The organism is Agromyces sp. NPDC058064 (assembly GCF_042885275.1).
Lineage (GTDB): Bacteria > Actinomycetota > Actinomycetes > Actinomycetales > Microbacteriaceae > Agromyces.
This window is the reverse complement of the sequence record NZ_JBHVSE010000001.1, coordinates 1,068,554-1,085,161: the sequence shown is the minus strand read 5'-3', so window position 1 is coordinate 1,085,161 and position 16,608 is coordinate 1,068,554. Positions and strand designations below refer to the sequence as shown.

12 protein-coding genes and 2 tRNA genes are annotated in these 16,608 nt (G+C 69.8%); 10 read left to right on the top strand and 4 right to left on the bottom strand.

Annotated features, from left to right (window positions below):
- The first annotated feature begins 23 nt into the window (after positions 1–23).
- Together ACFVSL_RS05025 and ACFVSL_RS05020 are read left to right on the top strand one after the other, a co-directional pair.
- A complete protein-coding gene (locus ACFVSL_RS05025) occupies positions 24–2,768 on the top strand; it encodes an alpha-N-acetylglucosaminidase TIM-barrel domain-containing protein (protein ID WP_386939023.1) in 2,745 nt (914 codons plus the stop codon).
- Positions 2,769–2,890: 122 nt separating this feature from the next.
- Positions 2,891–4,477 carry an MFS transporter gene (locus tag ACFVSL_RS05020; protein WP_386939021.1) on the top strand — a complete coding sequence of 529 codons (1,587 nt, stop codon included), beginning with the start codon at positions 2,891–2,893 and terminating at the stop codon, positions 4,475–4,477.
- A 2-nt stretch (positions 4,478–4,479) separates the two neighbouring features.
- Here the strand turns inward: ACFVSL_RS05020 and ACFVSL_RS05015 are convergent, their stop codons facing one another.
- The gene (locus tag ACFVSL_RS05015) at positions 4,480–5,490 is read right to left on the bottom strand and encodes a diacylglycerol/lipid kinase family protein (protein ID WP_386939019.1); all 1,011 of its coding nucleotides are present in this window, start codon (positions 5,488–5,490) and stop codon (positions 4,480–4,482) included.
- 92 nt (positions 5,491–5,582) lie between these two features.
- Between ACFVSL_RS05015 and serS the strand changes: the two genes are divergently transcribed.
- The 6 genes from serS (at position 5,583) to ACFVSL_RS04985 (ending at position 10,825) form a co-directional block, all read left to right on the top strand.
- Positions 5,583–6,851 carry a serine--tRNA ligase gene (serS, locus tag ACFVSL_RS05010; protein WP_386939017.1) on the top strand — a complete coding sequence of 423 codons (1,269 nt, stop codon included), beginning with the start codon at positions 5,583–5,585 and terminating at the stop codon, positions 6,849–6,851.
- Entirely contained in the window at positions 6,848–7,681 is an 834-nt protein-coding gene (locus ACFVSL_RS05005) for an HAD family hydrolase (RefSeq protein ID WP_386939015.1), read from the top strand. Before serS ends, ACFVSL_RS05005 begins: the two co-directional genes overlap by 4 nt.
- 63 nt (positions 7,682–7,744) lie before the next feature.
- Positions 7,745–9,112 carry an LCP family protein gene (locus ACFVSL_RS05000; protein ID WP_386939013.1) on the top strand — a complete coding sequence of 456 codons (1,368 nt, stop codon included), beginning with the start codon at positions 7,745–7,747 and terminating at the stop codon, positions 9,110–9,112.
- Positions 9,113–9,238: 126 nt separating this feature from the next.
- Positions 9,239–9,323: transfer RNA gene (locus ACFVSL_RS04995), tRNA-Ser, on the top strand.
- A 28-nt stretch (positions 9,324–9,351) separates the two neighbouring features.
- Positions 9,352–10,650, top strand: coding sequence for an LCP family protein (locus tag ACFVSL_RS04990; RefSeq protein WP_386939011.1), 1,299 nt, complete (start codon positions 9,352–9,354; stop codon positions 10,648–10,650).
- 86 nt (positions 10,651–10,736) lie between these two features.
- Positions 10,737–10,825 (top strand) — tRNA-Ser (locus ACFVSL_RS04985).
- Between the two features lie 580 nt (positions 10,826–11,405).
- Here ACFVSL_RS04985 and ACFVSL_RS04980 read toward each other — a convergent pair.
- The 3 genes from ACFVSL_RS04980 to ACFVSL_RS04970 all read right to left on the bottom strand — a co-directional run bounded on the left by ACFVSL_RS04980 (position 11,406) and on the right by ACFVSL_RS04970 (position 14,568).
- Positions 11,406–12,515 (bottom strand): hypothetical protein, encoded by a 1,110-nt coding sequence (locus ACFVSL_RS04980; protein WP_386939009.1) that lies wholly within the window; start codon positions 12,513–12,515, stop codon positions 11,406–11,408.
- Between the two features lie 359 nt (positions 12,516–12,874).
- Complete coding sequence (locus ACFVSL_RS04975) at positions 12,875–13,846, bottom strand: DUF4432 family protein (RefSeq protein ID WP_386939007.1); 972 nt, start codon at positions 13,844–13,846, stop codon at positions 12,875–12,877.
- A gap of 11 nt (positions 13,847–13,857) precedes the next feature.
- Positions 13,858–14,568 (bottom strand): GntR family transcriptional regulator, encoded by a 711-nt coding sequence (locus ACFVSL_RS04970; RefSeq protein ID WP_386939328.1) that lies wholly within the window; start codon positions 14,566–14,568, stop codon positions 13,858–13,860.
- 42 nt (positions 14,569–14,610) lie between these two features.
- Here ACFVSL_RS04970 and ACFVSL_RS04965 point away from each other — a divergent pair, with 42 nt between their 5' ends.
- Both ACFVSL_RS04965 and ACFVSL_RS04960 read left to right on the top strand, forming a co-directional pair.
- Positions 14,611–15,474: an SDR family NAD(P)-dependent oxidoreductase gene (locus ACFVSL_RS04965; protein WP_386939005.1), complete on the top strand. Its 864-nt coding sequence runs from the start codon at positions 14,611–14,613 to the stop codon at positions 15,472–15,474.
- Between the two features lie 40 nt (positions 15,475–15,514).
- A complete protein-coding gene (locus ACFVSL_RS04960) occupies positions 15,515–16,570 on the top strand; it encodes a mannonate dehydratase (protein WP_386939003.1) in 1,056 nt (351 codons plus the stop codon).
- The last annotated feature ends 38 nt before the right edge of the window (positions 16,571–16,608 follow it).

The window sequence follows — 16,608 nt, the reverse complement described above, 5'->3', positions numbered from 1 at the left end:
CACCTCCGGCGAAAGGCCCGATGATGCACCCAACGCCCAACCGTCGTCGAGCGGTGATCGCGCCGCTCGCGGCGCTCGCGACGACCCTCCTGCTCGTGACCGGCACCGCCGTCGGCGCGAGCGCCGAACCGCCCGAGCGCACCGCGAAGCTCAACGTCCCGGCGAAGACGGCGAGCGGCTTCGAGCCGGCTCGCGATGCAGCCGAACGGCTGCTGGGCGCCGCCGCCGACGGCTTCGACTTCGCACGACTCGACCCGGCCGACGGCGCCGACCGCTACGAGATCACCGCGAAGCGCAACCACGTCCGCGTCGCCGCGACCGATCCGGCGACCGCCATCGCCGGCGTCAACGCCTACCTCGGCACGATCGGCCAGTCGATCTCGTGGAACGGGCGCAACCTCGACGAGGACGCCGCGCTGCCCCTGCCGAGCACGCCGATCACGGCGAGCTCGAACGTCTCGCACCGCTTCTACGGCAACGACACCGAGGACGGCTACACCGGGGCCTATCGCAGTTGGGAGCAGTGGGAGCGCGAGATCGACGAGCTCGCGGCACTCGGCTTCAACGAGGTGTTCATGCCGGTGGGCTCCGAGGCCGTGTACTTCGAGGTCCTCCAGCAGTTCGGCTATTCGGCCGAGGAGGCGCGCGCCTGGATCCCCCTGCCGAGCCACCAGCCGTGGTGGCTGCTGCAGAACATGTCCGGTTACCCCGCCGGCACGAGCGACGAACTCCTCGAGCAGCGAACCGAGCTCGGGCGCAAGATCGCCGACCGCCTGCGCGAACTCGACATGACCCCGGTGCTGCCGGGGTACTTCGGCACCGTGCCGACCGACTTCGCCGAGCGCAACGACGGCGCCCGGGTGGAGCCGCAGGGCGGATGGGTGGGCTTCGAGCGGCCCGGCTGGCTCGACCCGAACTCGAGCGTGTTCCCCGAGGTGGCCGACGCGTTCTACGCAGCGTCCGAGCAGAAGCTCGGTGCATCGGCCGCGTACAAGATGGACGTGCTGCACGAGGGCGGCCGCCGTGGCCAGGTCGACGTGCCCGCCGCCACGCGGGCGATCGAGTCGGCGCTGCAGGACGCGCACCCCGGCGCCACGTGGGTGCTGCTCGGCTGGCAGAACAACCCTCCCGCAGATGTCGCCGCCGCTGCGAATCCCGAGACGACGTTCATCGTCGACGGACTCTCCGATCGGTACGACGGCCGCGGCGGGCTCGAGCAGCAGTGGAGCGGTATTCCCTATGCCTTCGGCACCATCTGGAACTTCGGCGGCCACACGACCATGGGCGCCGAGCTCACGACGTGGAACGAGCGCTACTACGACTGGCTCGACGCCGAGGGCAGTGCGGTCGACGGCATCGCCGCGATGCCGGAGGGCGGACTCAACAACCCCGCCGCGATCGACTTCTTCGCCGGGCTCGCCTGGCGCGACGGGCCCGTCGACGTGAACGCCTGGTTCGACGAGTGGACCGAGCGCCGCTACGGCGTCGACGACTCCGAGCTGAAGGCCGCGTGGCGCGCTCTCGCCGAGACCGCATACGCGCTGCCGAGCAACGACAGCTACAGCGAGGCGCACGACGGGCTCTACGGCGCCCGGCCCTCGCTTTCGGCGAGCCGCGCCGCGACCTGGTCGCCCGGCAGCTTCTCGTACGACGCCGACCGCTTCGCGGAAGCGCTCGACCACCTGCTCGCCGCCGCGCCGGCGGCCGGCGGCACGGCGAGCTACCGCTACGACCTGATGGACGTCGCGCGCCAGGTGACCTCGAACACCTCGCGGGTGCTCCTGCCGCAGTTGCAGCAGGCGTACGGCATGCGCGACCGGGCGGCGTTCACGCAGCTCAGCGAGGAATGGCTCGGCAACATCGACCTGCTCGACGACCTCGCCGCGACGCAGCCGCAGACGCTGTTCGGCCGCTGGATCGCCGACGCCCGCGCCGCGGCCGCCGATCCGGCCGAGGCCGACCGCCTCGAGTTCGATGCGCGATCGATCGTCACGACCTGGGGCGACCGCGACGCCGTGAACGCGGGTCTCAACGACTACGCGAACCGCGAGTGGCAGGGCCTCGTCGGCGGCTACTACAAGGACCGCTGGGAGCGGTTCTTCGCGAGCGTCCAGGCCGCGTTCGACACCGGCAAGGCGCCGGCGGCGATCGACTGGTACGCGGTCGGCGCCGAGTTCGCGGCCTCGACGGACACCTCGGGCTTCGCGACCGAGGCCGAGGGCGACGTCGTCGAGCTGGCCGCGCTCGCGGTCGAGGCCTGGGATGCGACGGTGCCCGACGTGCCCGAGCCGCCGGCCGCGGGGGAGCACTTCCTCTCCGACCTGCCGTTCGCGACGGTGTCGCTCAACGCGGCCTACGGTCCGATCGAGCGCGACACCGAGATCGGCGAGGCGGCGTACGGCGACGGCGAGCCGATCCGGCTCGCCGGCGTCGAGTACGCGAAGGGGCTCGGCGTGAACTCGCCCACGACCATCGGATTCAACCTCGGCGGGCAGTGCTCCGCGTTCGCCGCGGTCGTCGGCATCGACGACATCATGAACAAGGCCGGGGCGTCGCCGAACGTCGTCTTCCGCGTCGTCGCCGACGGCGAGGTGCGGTACGACAGCGGCGCGATGACGAAGGGCCTCTCCGCCGAGGTCGCCGTCGACGTCACGGGCGTCGACCGGCTCGAGCTCGTCGTCGACCCGAACGCCGCCGGTTCGCCTGCCGGTCAGGCCGAGTGGTGGGACCGCGCCGACTGGGCGGATGCCGCGGTGAGCTGCGGCTGACGCACCGCGGAACCTCGGGCGGGACCGGCCGGATCGGCCGGTCCCGCATCGTCCCTCCTCGCCTGATCGAAATCCCGAAGGGGGCTCTTACGGTTCGGCCCCCACGTGTGCTTGGCTGAGCCATGGACTCGAACGGCGCACCCGCCGAGGTGCGATTCAACGGCAAGCTCGCCATCCTCCTGGCGATGGCGATGTTCGTCCTGGTCGTCGACACCTCGCTCATGAACGTGTCGATCTCGGCCGTCGTGCGCGACCTCGACACCACCGTGAGCGGGGTGCAGGGGGCGATCGCGCTCGAGGCGCTGGTGTCCGCCGCGTTCATCCTGATCGGCGGCAAGACGGGCGACCTGATCGGCCGCAAGCTGGCGTACGTCCTCGGCCTGCTCGGCTACGCCGTGGGGGCGATCGCGATGATGCTCGCGCAGGACCTCGCCGCGATCATCGTCTTCTGGGCGTTCATCGGCGGCATCGGCGCCTCGTTGCTGCTGCCGGCGATGCAGTCGCTCATCCACGGCAACTTCGAGGGCGCACACCAGAAGCGCGTGTACGCCCTCGTCGGGGCGTCGGCCGCGATCGCGGCCGCCGTCGGGCCGCTCCTCGGCGGATTCATCACGACCTTCCTCTCGTGGCGGGTCGGCTTCGCGCTCGAGGCGGTCATCATCGCCGTCGTGCTCGCCGGCATCGGCCTCGTGAAGGACGTGCCGTACCACGGCGACCGCTCGGTCGACTACGTCGGTGCACTGCTCTCGATCGTGGGCATGGGCGGCGTCGTCACCGGCATCCTCGTCTGGCAGGAGGGCGGCGGCTACGTCGGCCTCATCATCGGCATCGGCGTGGTCGGCCTCGGGCTCCTGGTCTTCTGGCTGCGCAACCGCAAGCGCCGAGGCAAGCCGACGCTGCTCGACCCCGCGCTCTTCGAGTCGAAGATGTTCCGCACCGGGGCGAGCGGCCAACTGCTCCAGCAGATCGCCCTCGGCGGCACGATGATCGTGCTCCCGATCTACCTCCAGATGGTGTTCGGGTACAACGCGCTCGAGGCGGGCCTCTCGATCGCACCGCTCTCGCTCAGCATGTTCGTCATCGCGCTGCTCGCCGGCCGCGGCCTCAAGCGGCGGCCGGCCACGATCATCCTCTGGGGCTTCGTGCTCGTCGTCGTCGGGGTGGCGGTGCTCGTGCCGATCGTGCCGATCGCCGACTCGGGGTGGTACCTGACGGTGCCGCTCATCATCGCCGGCTGCGGGCTCGGGCTCCTCGTCTCGCAGCTCAACAACTACACGCTGTCGCCGATCTCGGACGAGCGGGTCAGCGAGGCCGCCGGCGTCAACTCGGCTGCCGGCTCGTTCGGCCTCTCGTTCGGCCTCGCGTTCGCGGGGGCGATCATGCTCGCGACGCTCGCGTTCACCTTCACCGCGAGCGCCGAGTCGTCGAGCGTGCTGAGCGCCGACGAGGCGCAGCAGGTCTCGACCGTGCTCGAGGAGGACGCCGAGATCATGTCCGACGCCGGCCTCGCGGAACTCCTCGCCGACGAGCCGGCCGACGTGCAGGAGGAGATCCTGCGCATCAACACCGACTCCCGCGACATCGCCCTCCAGGTCGCCCTGTTCGTGCCGATCCTCGCGGGCCTGCTCGGCGTCCTGAACGCCCTGCGCATGCGGCGGCTGCCCGACCCGAAGCCGTCGGAGGCGGCCGAGGGCACGATGCTCGGCTGAGCTCAGCGCGGGACGCGCACGACGAGGGCCCTCGGGTCGACGCGGAACCGCGCCGACACGACGCTGCCGAACTCGTCGCCGTCGATCTCGAACTCCTGCGGGCCGCCCTCGATCTCGAGCTCGACCGAGCGACCGCGCCGGTAGACGATCTGCTGCCGGCGGTTGCCGCTCGTGAGGTCGATGAACTGCCGCCCGAGGGCCGACTTGCGCAGCACCCGGTTCTCCCACACGACCGTGCGCCAGATGAGCACCCAGCCGAGCAGGTTGCGCGGCTGCAGCACGACCACGTCGAGGTGCCCGTCGTCGATCTCGGCGTCGGGGATGAGCTCGATGTTGCCGGGCAGGTAGCCGAGGTTCGCGACGAGGATGCTCGCCACGCGCGCCCGGTGGTGGCGCCGCGCCTCCATGCGGTACACGGCACGGTACGGCTGCGAAGCGGGCAGCGCCCGCAGACCGGCGTCGACGTAGGCGAGCCAGCCGACCCGCTTCTTGAGCTCGGGGTTGGTGTTCTGGATCATCTCGGCGTCGATGCCGATGCCCGCCATCACGAGCGAGACGTGCGACTCGTCGTCGCCGTCGGGGCGGGTGATGTCGGCGACGATGACGTCGACCGGACGATCGATGCCCGCGAAGGCCAGCACGACCGCGTCGTCGATGTCGTTCACGGGGATGTCGAGGTTGCGGGCGAAGAGGTTGCCGGTGCCGATCGGCACGATGCCGAGCGGGATCCCGGTGCCGCGGAGCGCGGCGGCGACCGACCGCACCGTGCCGTCGCCGCCGGCGGCGATCACGAGGTCGACGCCGGCTTCGGCCGCTTCGCGCGCCATGCCCTTGCCGGGGTCGTCGACGGCGGTCTCGATCCAGAGGCTCGGCGCGAACGACTGCCGCTCCTCGGCGCGGGCCACCGCGGCGCGCAGCGCATCGGTGCCCTGCTTGCTGGGGTTGAAGATCACGGCGGCGCGCAGGCGCGGGTGCGCGGCATCCCCCTGCCGCTCGTTCCGTTCGTCCGACACGCTGCCACCGTATTGCATCCGCCCGTGAACTCGGCGAACGGGCGCATCGCGCCCATGAGGGGTGTCGGATGCCCCGGGCTAGACTTGCTCGGGTGATCGATCCCGTACTGCTCCGCGAGAACCCCGACCTGATCAAGCGTTCGCAGGAGCTCCGCGGCGAGTCCTCGGAGCTCGTCGACGAGGCGGTGGCCGCCGACGCCGCACGTCGCACCGCGATCACCGTCTTCGAGGCGCTCCGCGCCGAGCAGAACGCCTTCGGCAAGCAGGTCGCGCAGGCGCCCAAAGACGCCAAGGCTGCCCTCGTCGCGCAGGCGCAAGAGCTGGCGGGCCGCGTGAAGGCCGCGAACCAGGCCGTGAGCGACGCCGAGTCCGCGTTCACGCTCGCCGTGCAGAAGCTCGGCAACGTCGTCATCGACGGCGTGCCCGCCGGCGGTGAAGACGACTACATCGTGCTCCGCGAGGTCGGCGAGATCCCCGCGTTCGCGTTCGAGCCGCGCGACCACCTCGAGATCGGCGAGCTCCTCGACGCGATCGACATGCAGCGCGGTGCGAAGGTGTCGGGCGCGCGCTTCCACTACCTCAAGGGCGTCGGCGCCCGCCTCGAGCTTGCCCTCATGAACATGGGCCTCGACCGTGCGATCGCGGCGGGCTTCACCCCGCTCATCACGCCGACGCTCGTGCGGCCCGAGATCATGAACGGCACCGGGTTCCTCGGCGCGCACGCCGACGAGGTCTACTACCTGCCCGAACAAGAGCTGTACCTCACCGGCACGAGCGAGGTCGCGCTCGCCGGGTACCACGCCGACGAGATCATCGACGTGTCGAACGGGCCCATCCGCTACGCCGGCTGGTCGACCTGCTACCGCAGTGAGGCCGGCTCGCACGGCAAGGACACGCGCGGCATCATCCGGGTGCACCAGTTCAACAAGCTCGAGATGTTCACGTACATCGACCCGGCCGACGCCGAGGCCGAGCACGAGCGCCTGCTCGCCTGGCAGGAGGGCATGCTGCAAGACCTCGGGCTCACCTACCGCGTGATCGACACCGCGGCCGGCGACCTCGGGTCGAGCGCGGCGCGCAAGTACGACGTCGAGGCGTGGGTGCCGACGCAGGGCGCGTACCGCGAGCTCACCTCGACCTCGAACTGCACCACCTTCCAGGCCCGCCGCCTCGACATCCGCCACCGCACCGAGAGCGGGAAGACCGCGCCGGTCGCGACCCTCAACGGCACCCTCGCGACGACCCGCTGGCTCGTCGCGATCCTCGAGACGCACCAGCAGGCCGACGGCTCGGTGATCGTGCCCGAGGCGCTGCGCGGCTATCTCGGCGGACTCGAGCGACTCGAGCCCGTCGCGCGATGAGCATCGAGCGGGCGCCCGAGGCCGACGTCGTGACGGAGGCGTGGTTCGTCGCGCTCGACGTCGACGGCACGATCATGCATGAAGACGGCACGATCGACGACGCCGTCGCCGAGTCGGTCGCCCGCGCCGTTGCGCGGGGTCACCTCGTCACGCTCGCGACCGGCCGCTCCTGGTCGACGACGCGCCCGGTCATCGAGGCGCTCGGGCTCGCACCCGAGTACGTGGTGTGCGCGAACGGCGCCATCACGATGCGCCGCGACGACACGGCGCCCGACGGGTACGTGCGCGAGCACGTCGAGACCTTCGACCCCACGGCGGTGCTCGAGCGCATCCGCAGCTTCCTGCCCTCGGGCAAGTTCATGGTCGAGCTCGCCGACGGCTACCGCCTCTACACCGAGGGCATGACCGAGTGGAACCTCGAGAACGCCCGCGAGGTCGTCTTCGACGAGCTGCTCGACCAGCGCGCCACCCGCGTCGTCGTGACGAGCCTCGAGCACGGCCTCGACGAGTTCTTCGGCATCGTCGACCAGATGGGCCTCCACCACGTGAGCTACGCGATCGGCTGGACGGCGTGGCTCGACATCGCCCCCGACGGCGTCAACAAGGCGACGGCGCTCGAGCGGGTGCGCGGATGGCTCGGGGTCGACGCCGCCCGGGTGTTCGCCGCCGGCGACGGCCGCAACGACCTCGAGATGTTCGCCTGGGCGGGCTCCGCAGGGCGCGCCGTCGCCATGGGGCAGGCCCCCGACGAGGTGCGCGCCGCGGCCGGCGAGGTGACCGGCACGGTCGGCGAGGCCGGCCTCGCCACCGCGCTCGACTCGCTGCCGTAGCCCGCGGAATCGCACCCTGACCGGGCCGCACGACTAGAATCGACGGGTCGGGAGGGGACGACGTTGGATCGAGAGGACGCCGGATCCGGCGACGGCGCGAGCGAGGCGCCGATCGGCGAAGCCACGGGTGAGCAGGACGCGCAGGACGCGCAGGACGCGCCCGACGCGCCCGACGGCGCGGCGCCGGTCGCGACGCGTCACGGCCGCCTGCCCCGGCACTCGGGGCCGCGCACCGCGGTGAAGCTCGTGGCATCCACCGCCGCCGTGCTGCTCGTGAGCGCGGGCGCCGTCGCCGCCTACGCGGCGGCCGACCTCGTCGGCTCCGTCGGCTCCGTCGGCACCGGCGTCACGCTCGCGAACGAGGAGATCCTCGAGGGGGTTCCCGACATCGGCGCGATGGACGGCGGGCTCAGCTTCCTGCTCGTCGGCAGCGACAAGCGGCCGGCCGACGGGTCGTTCGGCGACCCCGAGGTGGACTCGGGCGTGCTCAACGACGTCAACATGCTGCTGCACATCTCGCAGGACCACTCGCACGTCGAGGTCGTCAGCTTCCCGCGCGACATGATGGTCGCGGTGCCCGAGTGCCCCGACCCGGTCGACCCGGCGTCCGGCCCGCTCTCGGCGATGTCGGAGGTGCCGCTCAACAGCGTGCTGGGCCACGGCGGCCTGGGCTGCGTCGTGATGACGATCGAGCAGCTCACCGGCACCAAGATCCCCGTCGGCGGGGTCGTCGAGTTCAAGGGCGTCGCGGCGCTCTCCTCCGCGGTCGGCGGCGTCGAGGTCTGCCTCGTCGACCCGATCGACGACGAGGACTCGGGGCTGCACCTGCCCGCAGGCCGGAGCACCATCGAGGGGTACGACGCGCTCGCGTTCCTGCGCACCCGTCACTCGGTCGGCGACGGCAGCGACCTCGCCCGGATCGCGAGCCAGCAGGCCTTCATGGCGTCGCTCGCGCGCACCCTCCAGTCGAGCGGCACGCTGAGCGACCCGGTGAAGCTCTATTCCATCGCCAAGGCCGTGCTCTCGAACATCGAGCTCTCGAACTACCTCCAGAACCCGACGGTGCTCATGTCCATCGCGCGCACCCTCCAGGACGTCGACCTCTCGAAGATCGCGTTCATCCAGTACCCGACGGCCGAGTACGGCGACGGCCAGCACGTGATCCCCGCCGACTCCGCCGAGGCCGTGAACCTGGCGCTCCAGGAGGACCGTCCGGTCGTCCTCGATCCGACGGCGAACGACAACTCCGAGTTCGGCACGGCCGCCGCCGACCCCGCGGCCGAGGCCGCCGAGGCGCCTGCCGCCGAGGAGGCGCCGGCGACCGCCGCGCCCGGTGCCACGGCCACGGCGCCGCCCGCCGAACAGCTGCCGCCCGACATCACCGGACTCACCGGCGACGAGGTTCGCTGCACCACGTCGAACGAGGGCTGAACACGGCATCCGACCCCGCTTCAGCGCTCTTTCAGGAGCGCCTGCGAGGCTGAACAGAACGCGATTCGGCTAGAATCGGGGCCTGCCTGTACGACGAACCCCTTCGACGGGGCGTCGCGCGGGCGAGGAGGGCTGTCCGAGCGGCCGATGGAGCTGGTCTTGAAAACCAGTGGGCAGAAATGTCTCGTGGGTTCGAATCCCACGCCCTCCGCGCGACCACCAGACACGAGAGGATCCCGGTGAACGAAGCGTTGCGACCCAGCTCGCGGCGCGCCGCGAAGAACCCCGCGGTGGCGCAGCACGGCAAGCTCCGCAAGCGGTCGGTCGGTCGCACCCTCGCGAAGGTGGCCGGCATCGGCCTCTCGGTCGCGCTCGTCTCGGGCGGCGCGGTCGCCGCGTACGCCGCGTGGGACCTCGCGAACACGCTGAAGCCCACCGTGTCGCTCGGCAACGAGGACGTGCTCGAGGGCGTGCCCGACGTCGGCGCGATGGAGGGCGGCGTCAACGTGCTGCTCGTCGGCAGCGACAGCCGCGAGGGCCAGGGCGACGGCTTCGGCGACCCCGACGAAGAGACCGCCGTGCTCAACGACGTCACGATGCTCATGCACATCTCGCAGGACCACTCGCACGTCGAGGTCATCAGCTTCCCCCGCGACATGTTCGTCGACGTGCCCGCGTGCACCGACCCCGAGGACCCGTCTGGCGAGCCGCTCTACGAGCAGTACGGCGTGAAGATCAACTCGGTGCTCGACTACGGCGGGCTCGGCTGCGTCGTGAAGACGGTCGAGCAGCTCACCGGCGTCACGATCCCGTTCGCCGGCACGGTGCAGTTCCTCGGCGTCGCCGCGATGAGCGAGGCCGTCGGCGGGGTCTCGGTCTGCGTCGCGGAGCCCATCGAAGACGAGCACACCGACCTCTACCTCGACGCCGGCATGCACGAGCTCAAGGGCCTCGAGGCGCTGCAGTTCCTGCGCACGCGGCACGGCGTCGGCGACGGCTCCGACCTCGGGCGCATCTCGAACCAGCAGGTCTTCATGTCGGCGCTCGCCCGCAAGCTGCAAGACGGAGGAACCCTCGGCGACCCCGTCGCGCTCTACTCGATCGCCAAGGCCGCGCTCGCGAACATGGAGCTGTCGAGCTCGCTCGCGAACCCGACCACCATGGTGTCGATCGCGAAGGCCATGAAAGACATCGATCTCGCCAAGATCGCGTTCATCCAGTACCCGACCGGCACCACCGATGGCGGCGTGATCCCGAGCGACTCGGCCGAGATCGTCAACCTCGCGCTGCAGAACGACACCCCGGTGGTCTTCGACCCGACGGCCGACGAGGCCTCGTTCGCGTCGGCGGGCGACCCCACGGCCGTGCCGGCCGAAGGTGAGGCCGCTCCCGCCGAGGAGGCGCCGGCCGAAGAGGCTCCGGCCGAGGGCACGGCGGCGACGCCCGCGCCCACGACCGAGGCGCTGCCGATGGATGTCACGGGCCAGACCGCGGCTGAGACGCGCTGCTCGGCCGGGCGAACCCTCGACGACCAGTAGTCCCAGGCGGCCCTCACGCCTCGAATCGTCATTCGGGCGATCGTCGGGTTATGATGACAGTCGCGTGTGCGCGTGCGCACCCGCGAGGAGACGTCGCATAGTCCGGTCGAGTGCACCACCCTGCTAAGGTGGAGTCCCCGTAAGGGGACCGCGGGTTCAAATCCCGCCGTCTCCGCACTGATGGTGCGGTCTGAATTCTGACGGATCGCAGCCTGAGATGTCAGCGGCAACAGAAAAGCCCCCGCGGTTCGCGGGGGCTTTCGCTGTTGGTGGGCGGTGCTCGGACAGTATGTCCAGGGCCTACATGCTTGCACGCGGCCTCGAGGAGGCTCTTCCAGCCTCGGGTTCTGCGTTCGGGCTCGAGGAATCGTCCGATCGGGCGGGTGTGCGGGGGCGTCAGCGGTGCGGGATGAGTTTCAGGTCCGCAGAACCGGCTCCGGCCGGCCGTGAGGTCGTCGACCCACTCCAGCGGAAAGCTCACTGCAATGCTGAACGCACTGCCGCGTGCGGGGAGGCAGTTGTGGCCATTTCACTGGCTGAAGGCGCGTCGCCGGTTGAGCGCAGTTGAGTGCGACGGGTCACCGGCGGCCGGCCCCGTCGCCTTCGTCGCCGGGACGAGCGGCCCGATCACCACCCAAGCCTCATCCGAAATCACGTCACGCGACACGAGCCCACACTCGGCCACGAGCGCTCCGATCGTGTTTCGCGACACGTCCTAGGGGCGGGAAAGCACTGCGCCACCAACGCCGAGCATGCTAAGCGTCGGTCTCCTCGAGGGTCTCCGTAGCGGTCGAGGCTTGCCCCGCGACGTAGAGCGCGTTCGGGTCGTCCCACCGGTGGACTGTTTGCACGGCCCAGAAGGTGGCGAACAGCAGAAGCGCGCCCGCTTCGCCGATGAAGACCCAGGGGAAGGCCTTCATCCCGACCCCAAGGACGAAGAGGAGGCCCAAGTCGACGAGCATGAGGATCGGGATCGACAAGTAGAAGCGGCCTAGCCCGGGCCGAATCCGCTTCACGAACGGATCTTGGTCGTCTGGGTTTGGGGGCTGCCTCCGGTAGCGCAAGTAGTTCACCGCTGGGACTGCGGCGAAGGTGCCGAAGAAGAGAATCGTGACGGCATAGTGGGAGCTGCCGATGATGGGGAAGTTGAAGGGGAACTCGGCGCTATCCGGTCCGAAGGCGAGGTAGGCGAACCCGAGAGCGGTGGCGAGTGCGATCGCTGGTGGGAGGAGGGTTTCGGTGAGGCGGCGGCGCCGCTCCTGCGGAGATTCGTCCCGCCTCGTCTGTCGGTGCTTCCTGTCCCAGAGCTTCTCACGTCGTATCCAGAGGATGAGCGCGACGATGATCAGCACGATGATGATGTACGTCCAGAGCGACACGTGGATGCTCGGCTGGTAGACGGATGGGACACAGTCGTCCTTCGGTCCGCCGCACCACCCCTTCAGCATTTCCAGGTCCTCGGCCTTCGTCACACCGTAGGTGGCGAGGAGCTCGCTGTTACTTCCCTTCAGCGTCATCAACTCGCTTGACACGATCCCTGTTGGCACGATCGCGATGAGCGGCGCGAACACGGCAGCGATATCGAGAAGGACTGGCTCGATGTTGTAGCCGTTGAGCGGATCGCTATCGCGGCCGGACAGTGCCACCAGCGCGAGCGAGGCAGCGATCAGCGAGCCGACGAAGACCGCGTGCGCCGGCGTGTAGAAGTAGTGACTGATCGAGTTGAGCAGGACGCCGCTTGAGATGCTCTGATAGGTCACGCTGAGGAGCAATGCGACGACAATCAGCACCAGTGACAGGCGTAGGTAGCGGTGCGACTTCTGTCCAGTCGTCGCGTCGTCGTACGGCTCAGACTCATTGGTCATGGCTGCTCCAGCCCTCAACTGACCGGATGCTACCGCGGGCGGAACCTCGCCCGGAATAGGACACCGCCCCCGCGTTCGAGGGGTGAAATGCAGACCAGTGGCGGCAACAGACCGTTCGAATGCGCAGTGCGTGGAGCCAAGTACCCCAACCCGACTAGAGGTCCGGGGACGCGTCGCCGGATTCGCAGTTGCTCCCCGGACTTCTGGGCGAAGGACACCCCGGACACAGATCTACCCGGGGAAGGAGGACATTTGGCGATGGCTCGGGGAGCGTGCTCGAGTTGTCATTAGGACCGCGCACGCGAACACAACGACCAACAAACTATGGTTGCGCAATTCGCGGGCAGGCCGGGCGCCGTTCAACCAGGGTTGCCTGACGCTCGGGCGAGTGCGACCCGGCTGAGCCGGACGGTCGACCTGACGCTGCCACGAGCGCGGACCACCGTCCCGTCGCCGCCGCGCGTGGTGCCCGTGCGTGCTTCGCCCGCGCCGGGCAGGAGGTTCGCAGGTTCCACGGCAATTGCGTACATGCGCCCGAACCACGGCCAGTTCGGCTCGGCATTGGCCTCGATCCACAGCCACGCGACCGGGTAGCGAACGCGCTTCCAGGTGAGCTGCATGCCGAAGCCGTGGGTCGGACTCGCGAAGACCACGCTCGGTTTCGCGGTCGGGAAATCGGCCAGCGCGGCGAACAAAGATCGTCGCGCTCCAGGACCGGGGAGCGCGATACTCGAGGCGACGGGCCCGGGAGTCAGGATCGAGTGGGGCGCGCCGGCGACGTTCGCTTCGGCGAGGGTGCCGGGGGCCTCCTCATCAGTGATGAGCGTGCGTGCGTCGGTCACGAGATAGCTCCGCGAATCGAGGAACGGTGCCCCGAAGGCCGGATGCTGGAGCATCCGGGCGCTCACGTCGACGTCGGCGAGGTTTCGGACCGTGTCGGTCACGCGGAGGCCCGATGCGTCGACGGCCAGACGGCGCTGCAGGGCGAATGGGGCGGTGGTCAAGCGGGTGCCAAGCACCGCGCTCGACTCGTCGGCCGCGAGCAACTGCCACCTCGAGAGTGCCGACTCGCCGTGGTAGCCCTGCAAGATCCCGTTGTGCTCGCGTTCGGGCCCGGCGTTGGGTGTGAGGAACTGCCAGCCGCCAGGGTAGCCGTCGTGCCAGCGCGACTTCGAATCGCGAGATGGCGGGGGAGGTGCATCGTCCGTTGCCGTCGGGGCCGCGGTGAGCGTGGCCACCCCGGTCGCGCGATCGACGACCTGCACGATGTCGGCGCCGCGCTCGGGTGCGACGACGACCTCGAACATCGACGAGGAGATGGTGATCGTCATGATCCGGACGGCTATGCCGTGAAGAAGTCAGGGTGCTCCGCGCGCAGCCGGGTGGCGTCGGTAAGCACGCGTGTCGCGTGCCGGTCGATCACCTGTACGCCGGCCGCGGCGTCGCGCGACGAGAGCGCCTCGACGAGTTCGCCGTGCTCGCCGAGGAGGTCGTGGTCCTCGATAGACGCTTCGAGGTTCAACCGGCGGAGACGGTCGAGCTGCAGCTTGGTGCCGCGGAGGACCTCCCAGAGCCGAGGGACGCCCGCGAGTCGGAACACCGATTGGTGCAGGAGCTCGTCGGTCTCGAAGAAGGCCTCCGGGTCGCCCGCCGCGGCCGCGGCGAGGTTCGCATCGAGGTGCCCTCGCATCTCCGTGGTGTCCGGCGCGCCACGCGCGATGGCCTGCTGGAACGCGCTCGTCTCGAGTGCGCGGCGAATGAACACCGCCTCCTCCACCTCGCGGATCGAGATGGGGGCAATCTGGCTGCCGACCTGGGGAACGACGATCACGAGGCCGAGGTCGACGAGTCGAGTGATCGCCTCCCTGACCGGTGAGCGGCTCACCTGCAGGGATGCGGCAATGCCCGGCTCGGAGATCGGCGAGCCGGGAGGCAGCCGCAGGCTGCGGATCGACTCGCTCAGCGCTGTGAACACGGCGTCGGAGATGCGGTAGCGAGAGCCCGGTGCGGCCAGCGGTTGCAGGCTCGGGACCGCAGGGTGGGCGCTTGTCATGATGCCTCCGTCGAGTGATGTCTTGCAGACTAGTATACAAGTATGCAAACCTGTTCCCCAGTGCTCGACGCGAAGGAGGACAGGATGCAGCGCAGGCATGAAGGCCGCGTCGTCGTGGTGACCGGCGGTTCCGCGGGGATCGGCCGCGCGGTGGCCGAGGCGTTCTCCGCCGAGGGCGCCTCGGTCGTCGTGCACGGCCTCGCGCAGGGCGGCGTGGATGACACCGTGCAGCGGATCACCGCCAAAGGTGGCAGCGCGGTCGGGATCGCTGGCGACGTGGCGGTCGAGTCGACGCATCGAGCGGTCGTCGAGGTCGCACTGTCGCGATTCGGTCGTATCGACCACCTCGTGACCTCCGCCGGCATCCAAACGTACGGCGACGCTGCGACGACGACACCGGAGAGCTTCGACCGCGTGTTCGCGGTGAACGTCAGGGGGGTGTTCCTCGCGGTCCATCACGCGATCGAGCAGATCAGGCGCAACCGCGGAACGATCACCGTCATCTCGTCGACACAGGGCGTTGCGACGCAGGGCGACGTCGTCGGATACACCTCGACGAAGGGCGCATTGAACGCGATGACCCGAGCGCTCGCCGTCGACGAGGCGGCGCACGGCGTGCGGGTCAATGCGATCCTCCCGGGGTCGATCGACACGCCGATGCTCCGCACGGCCGCACGAGAGTGGTCGGACGGCAGCGATGCAGGCGAGGCCGGGGTGATCGCCGAGTGGGGGCGGGCGCATCCGCTCGGCCGGGTCGGCCGCCCCGCCGAGGTCGGCACCGTGTGCGCGTTCCTCGCGAGCGACGAGGCCGGCTTCGTCACCGGCGCCGAGATCAGGGTCGACGGTGGGCTGCTGGCGCGCCTCGCCGCCTCGCTGCCGGATGCCGCCCGATCGATCGACTCATGACCCGACCCCCTCGACCGCCCGCACGCGACGGAGACCTCCCGTGATCAAGCTCAGCGAATTCCTTCCGCCCCGCCCGACGACCGCTTGGCGATTGATCCGGCAGGTCGGCGTCGACAATGTCGTCGGGGTGCTCAACGGCGGTGAGCAGGACCAGCGGATGTTCGCGTCGGTCGGCAGCGCCGGATGGGAGATCGAGGATCGCGAGGAGGTGCCGTGGAGCCTCCCGGCGCTGCGCCGCAACAAGGAACTCTATGAGCAGTGGGGCTTCTCGTTGATCGCCACAGAGGACACGGCGCCGATGGACAGGATCCGGCTTGGGCACGACGGTCGTGACCAGCAGATCGACCAGATCATCGAGCAGATCCGGGCACTCGGTGCGCTGGGCGTGCCGACGTTCGCGTACAACTGGATGGCGTTGAGCAGCTGGGGCCGCACTGATGTGGCGCTCGAGGATCGCGGCGGTGCCCTCGTGACCGGCTACGACCAGGCCGTCGCGCAGTCTGGGCCGGCGCTCATGGCAGCAGGCGAGGTGACCGCCGACGAGATGTGGAGCGCCCTCGAGTACTTCCTCCGCGCCGTCGTGCCCGAGGCCGAGACAGCTGGCGTCCGCCTTGCGATGCATCCGGATGACCCTCCGCAGAGCGTCGACCGCGGGGTTCCCCGCATCATGAGCTCGGTGGCCGGCTTCCGCAGAATGCTCGACATCGTGCCTTCAGATCACAACGGCATGACCTTCTGCCAGGGCAACTTCGCGCTCATGCCGGAGGTGCTCGGCGGAGAGACGAGCATCCCTTCGCTGATCCGGGAGTTCGGCACGTCGAAGATCCCGTTCGTCCACTTCCGCGACGTCAGGGGAACACCCGCTTCCTTCAGGGAGACGTTCCACGACGCGGGGCAGACCGACATGGCCGCCTGCATCGAGGCGTATCACGCGATCGGATTCGACGGGGCCATGCGGCCCGACCACGTGCCCACGCTCGAGGGCGAGTCGAACGATGCCCCCGGATACGAGACGCTTGGGCGTTTGTTCGCGGTCGGGTACATCCGCGGCCTTGAGCACTCGGCGTACGGGCATCCCTCCACACGGCACTGCTGACGTCGAGAGCTCGCCGGAATGTTGATCCCGCTCGGGTT

Coding starts and splice junctions, on each gene's coding strand:
- ACFVSL_RS05025 (WP_386939023.1), top strand. CDS start 24: ATGCACCCAACGCCCAACCGTCGTCGAGCGGTGATCGCGCCGCTCGCG.
- ACFVSL_RS05020 (WP_386939021.1), top strand. CDS start 2,891: ATGGACTCGAACGGCGCACCCGCCGAGGTGCGATTCAACGGCAAGCTC.
- ACFVSL_RS05005 (WP_386939015.1), top strand. CDS start 6,848: ATGAGCATCGAGCGGGCGCCCGAGGCCGACGTCGTGACGGAGGCGTGG.
- ACFVSL_RS04980 (WP_386939009.1), bottom strand. CDS start 12,515: ATGACCAATGAGTCTGAGCCGTACGACGACGCGACGACTGGACAGAAG.
- ACFVSL_RS04975 (WP_386939007.1), bottom strand. CDS start 13,846: ATGACGATCACCATCTCCTCGTCGATGTTCGAGGTCGTCGTCGCACCC.
- ACFVSL_RS04970 (WP_386939328.1), bottom strand. CDS start 14,568: ATGACAAGCGCCCACCCTGCGGTCCCGAGCCTGCAACCGCTGGCCGCA.
- ACFVSL_RS04965 (WP_386939005.1), top strand. CDS start 14,611: ATGCAAACCTGTTCCCCAGTGCTCGACGCGAAGGAGGACAGGATGCAG.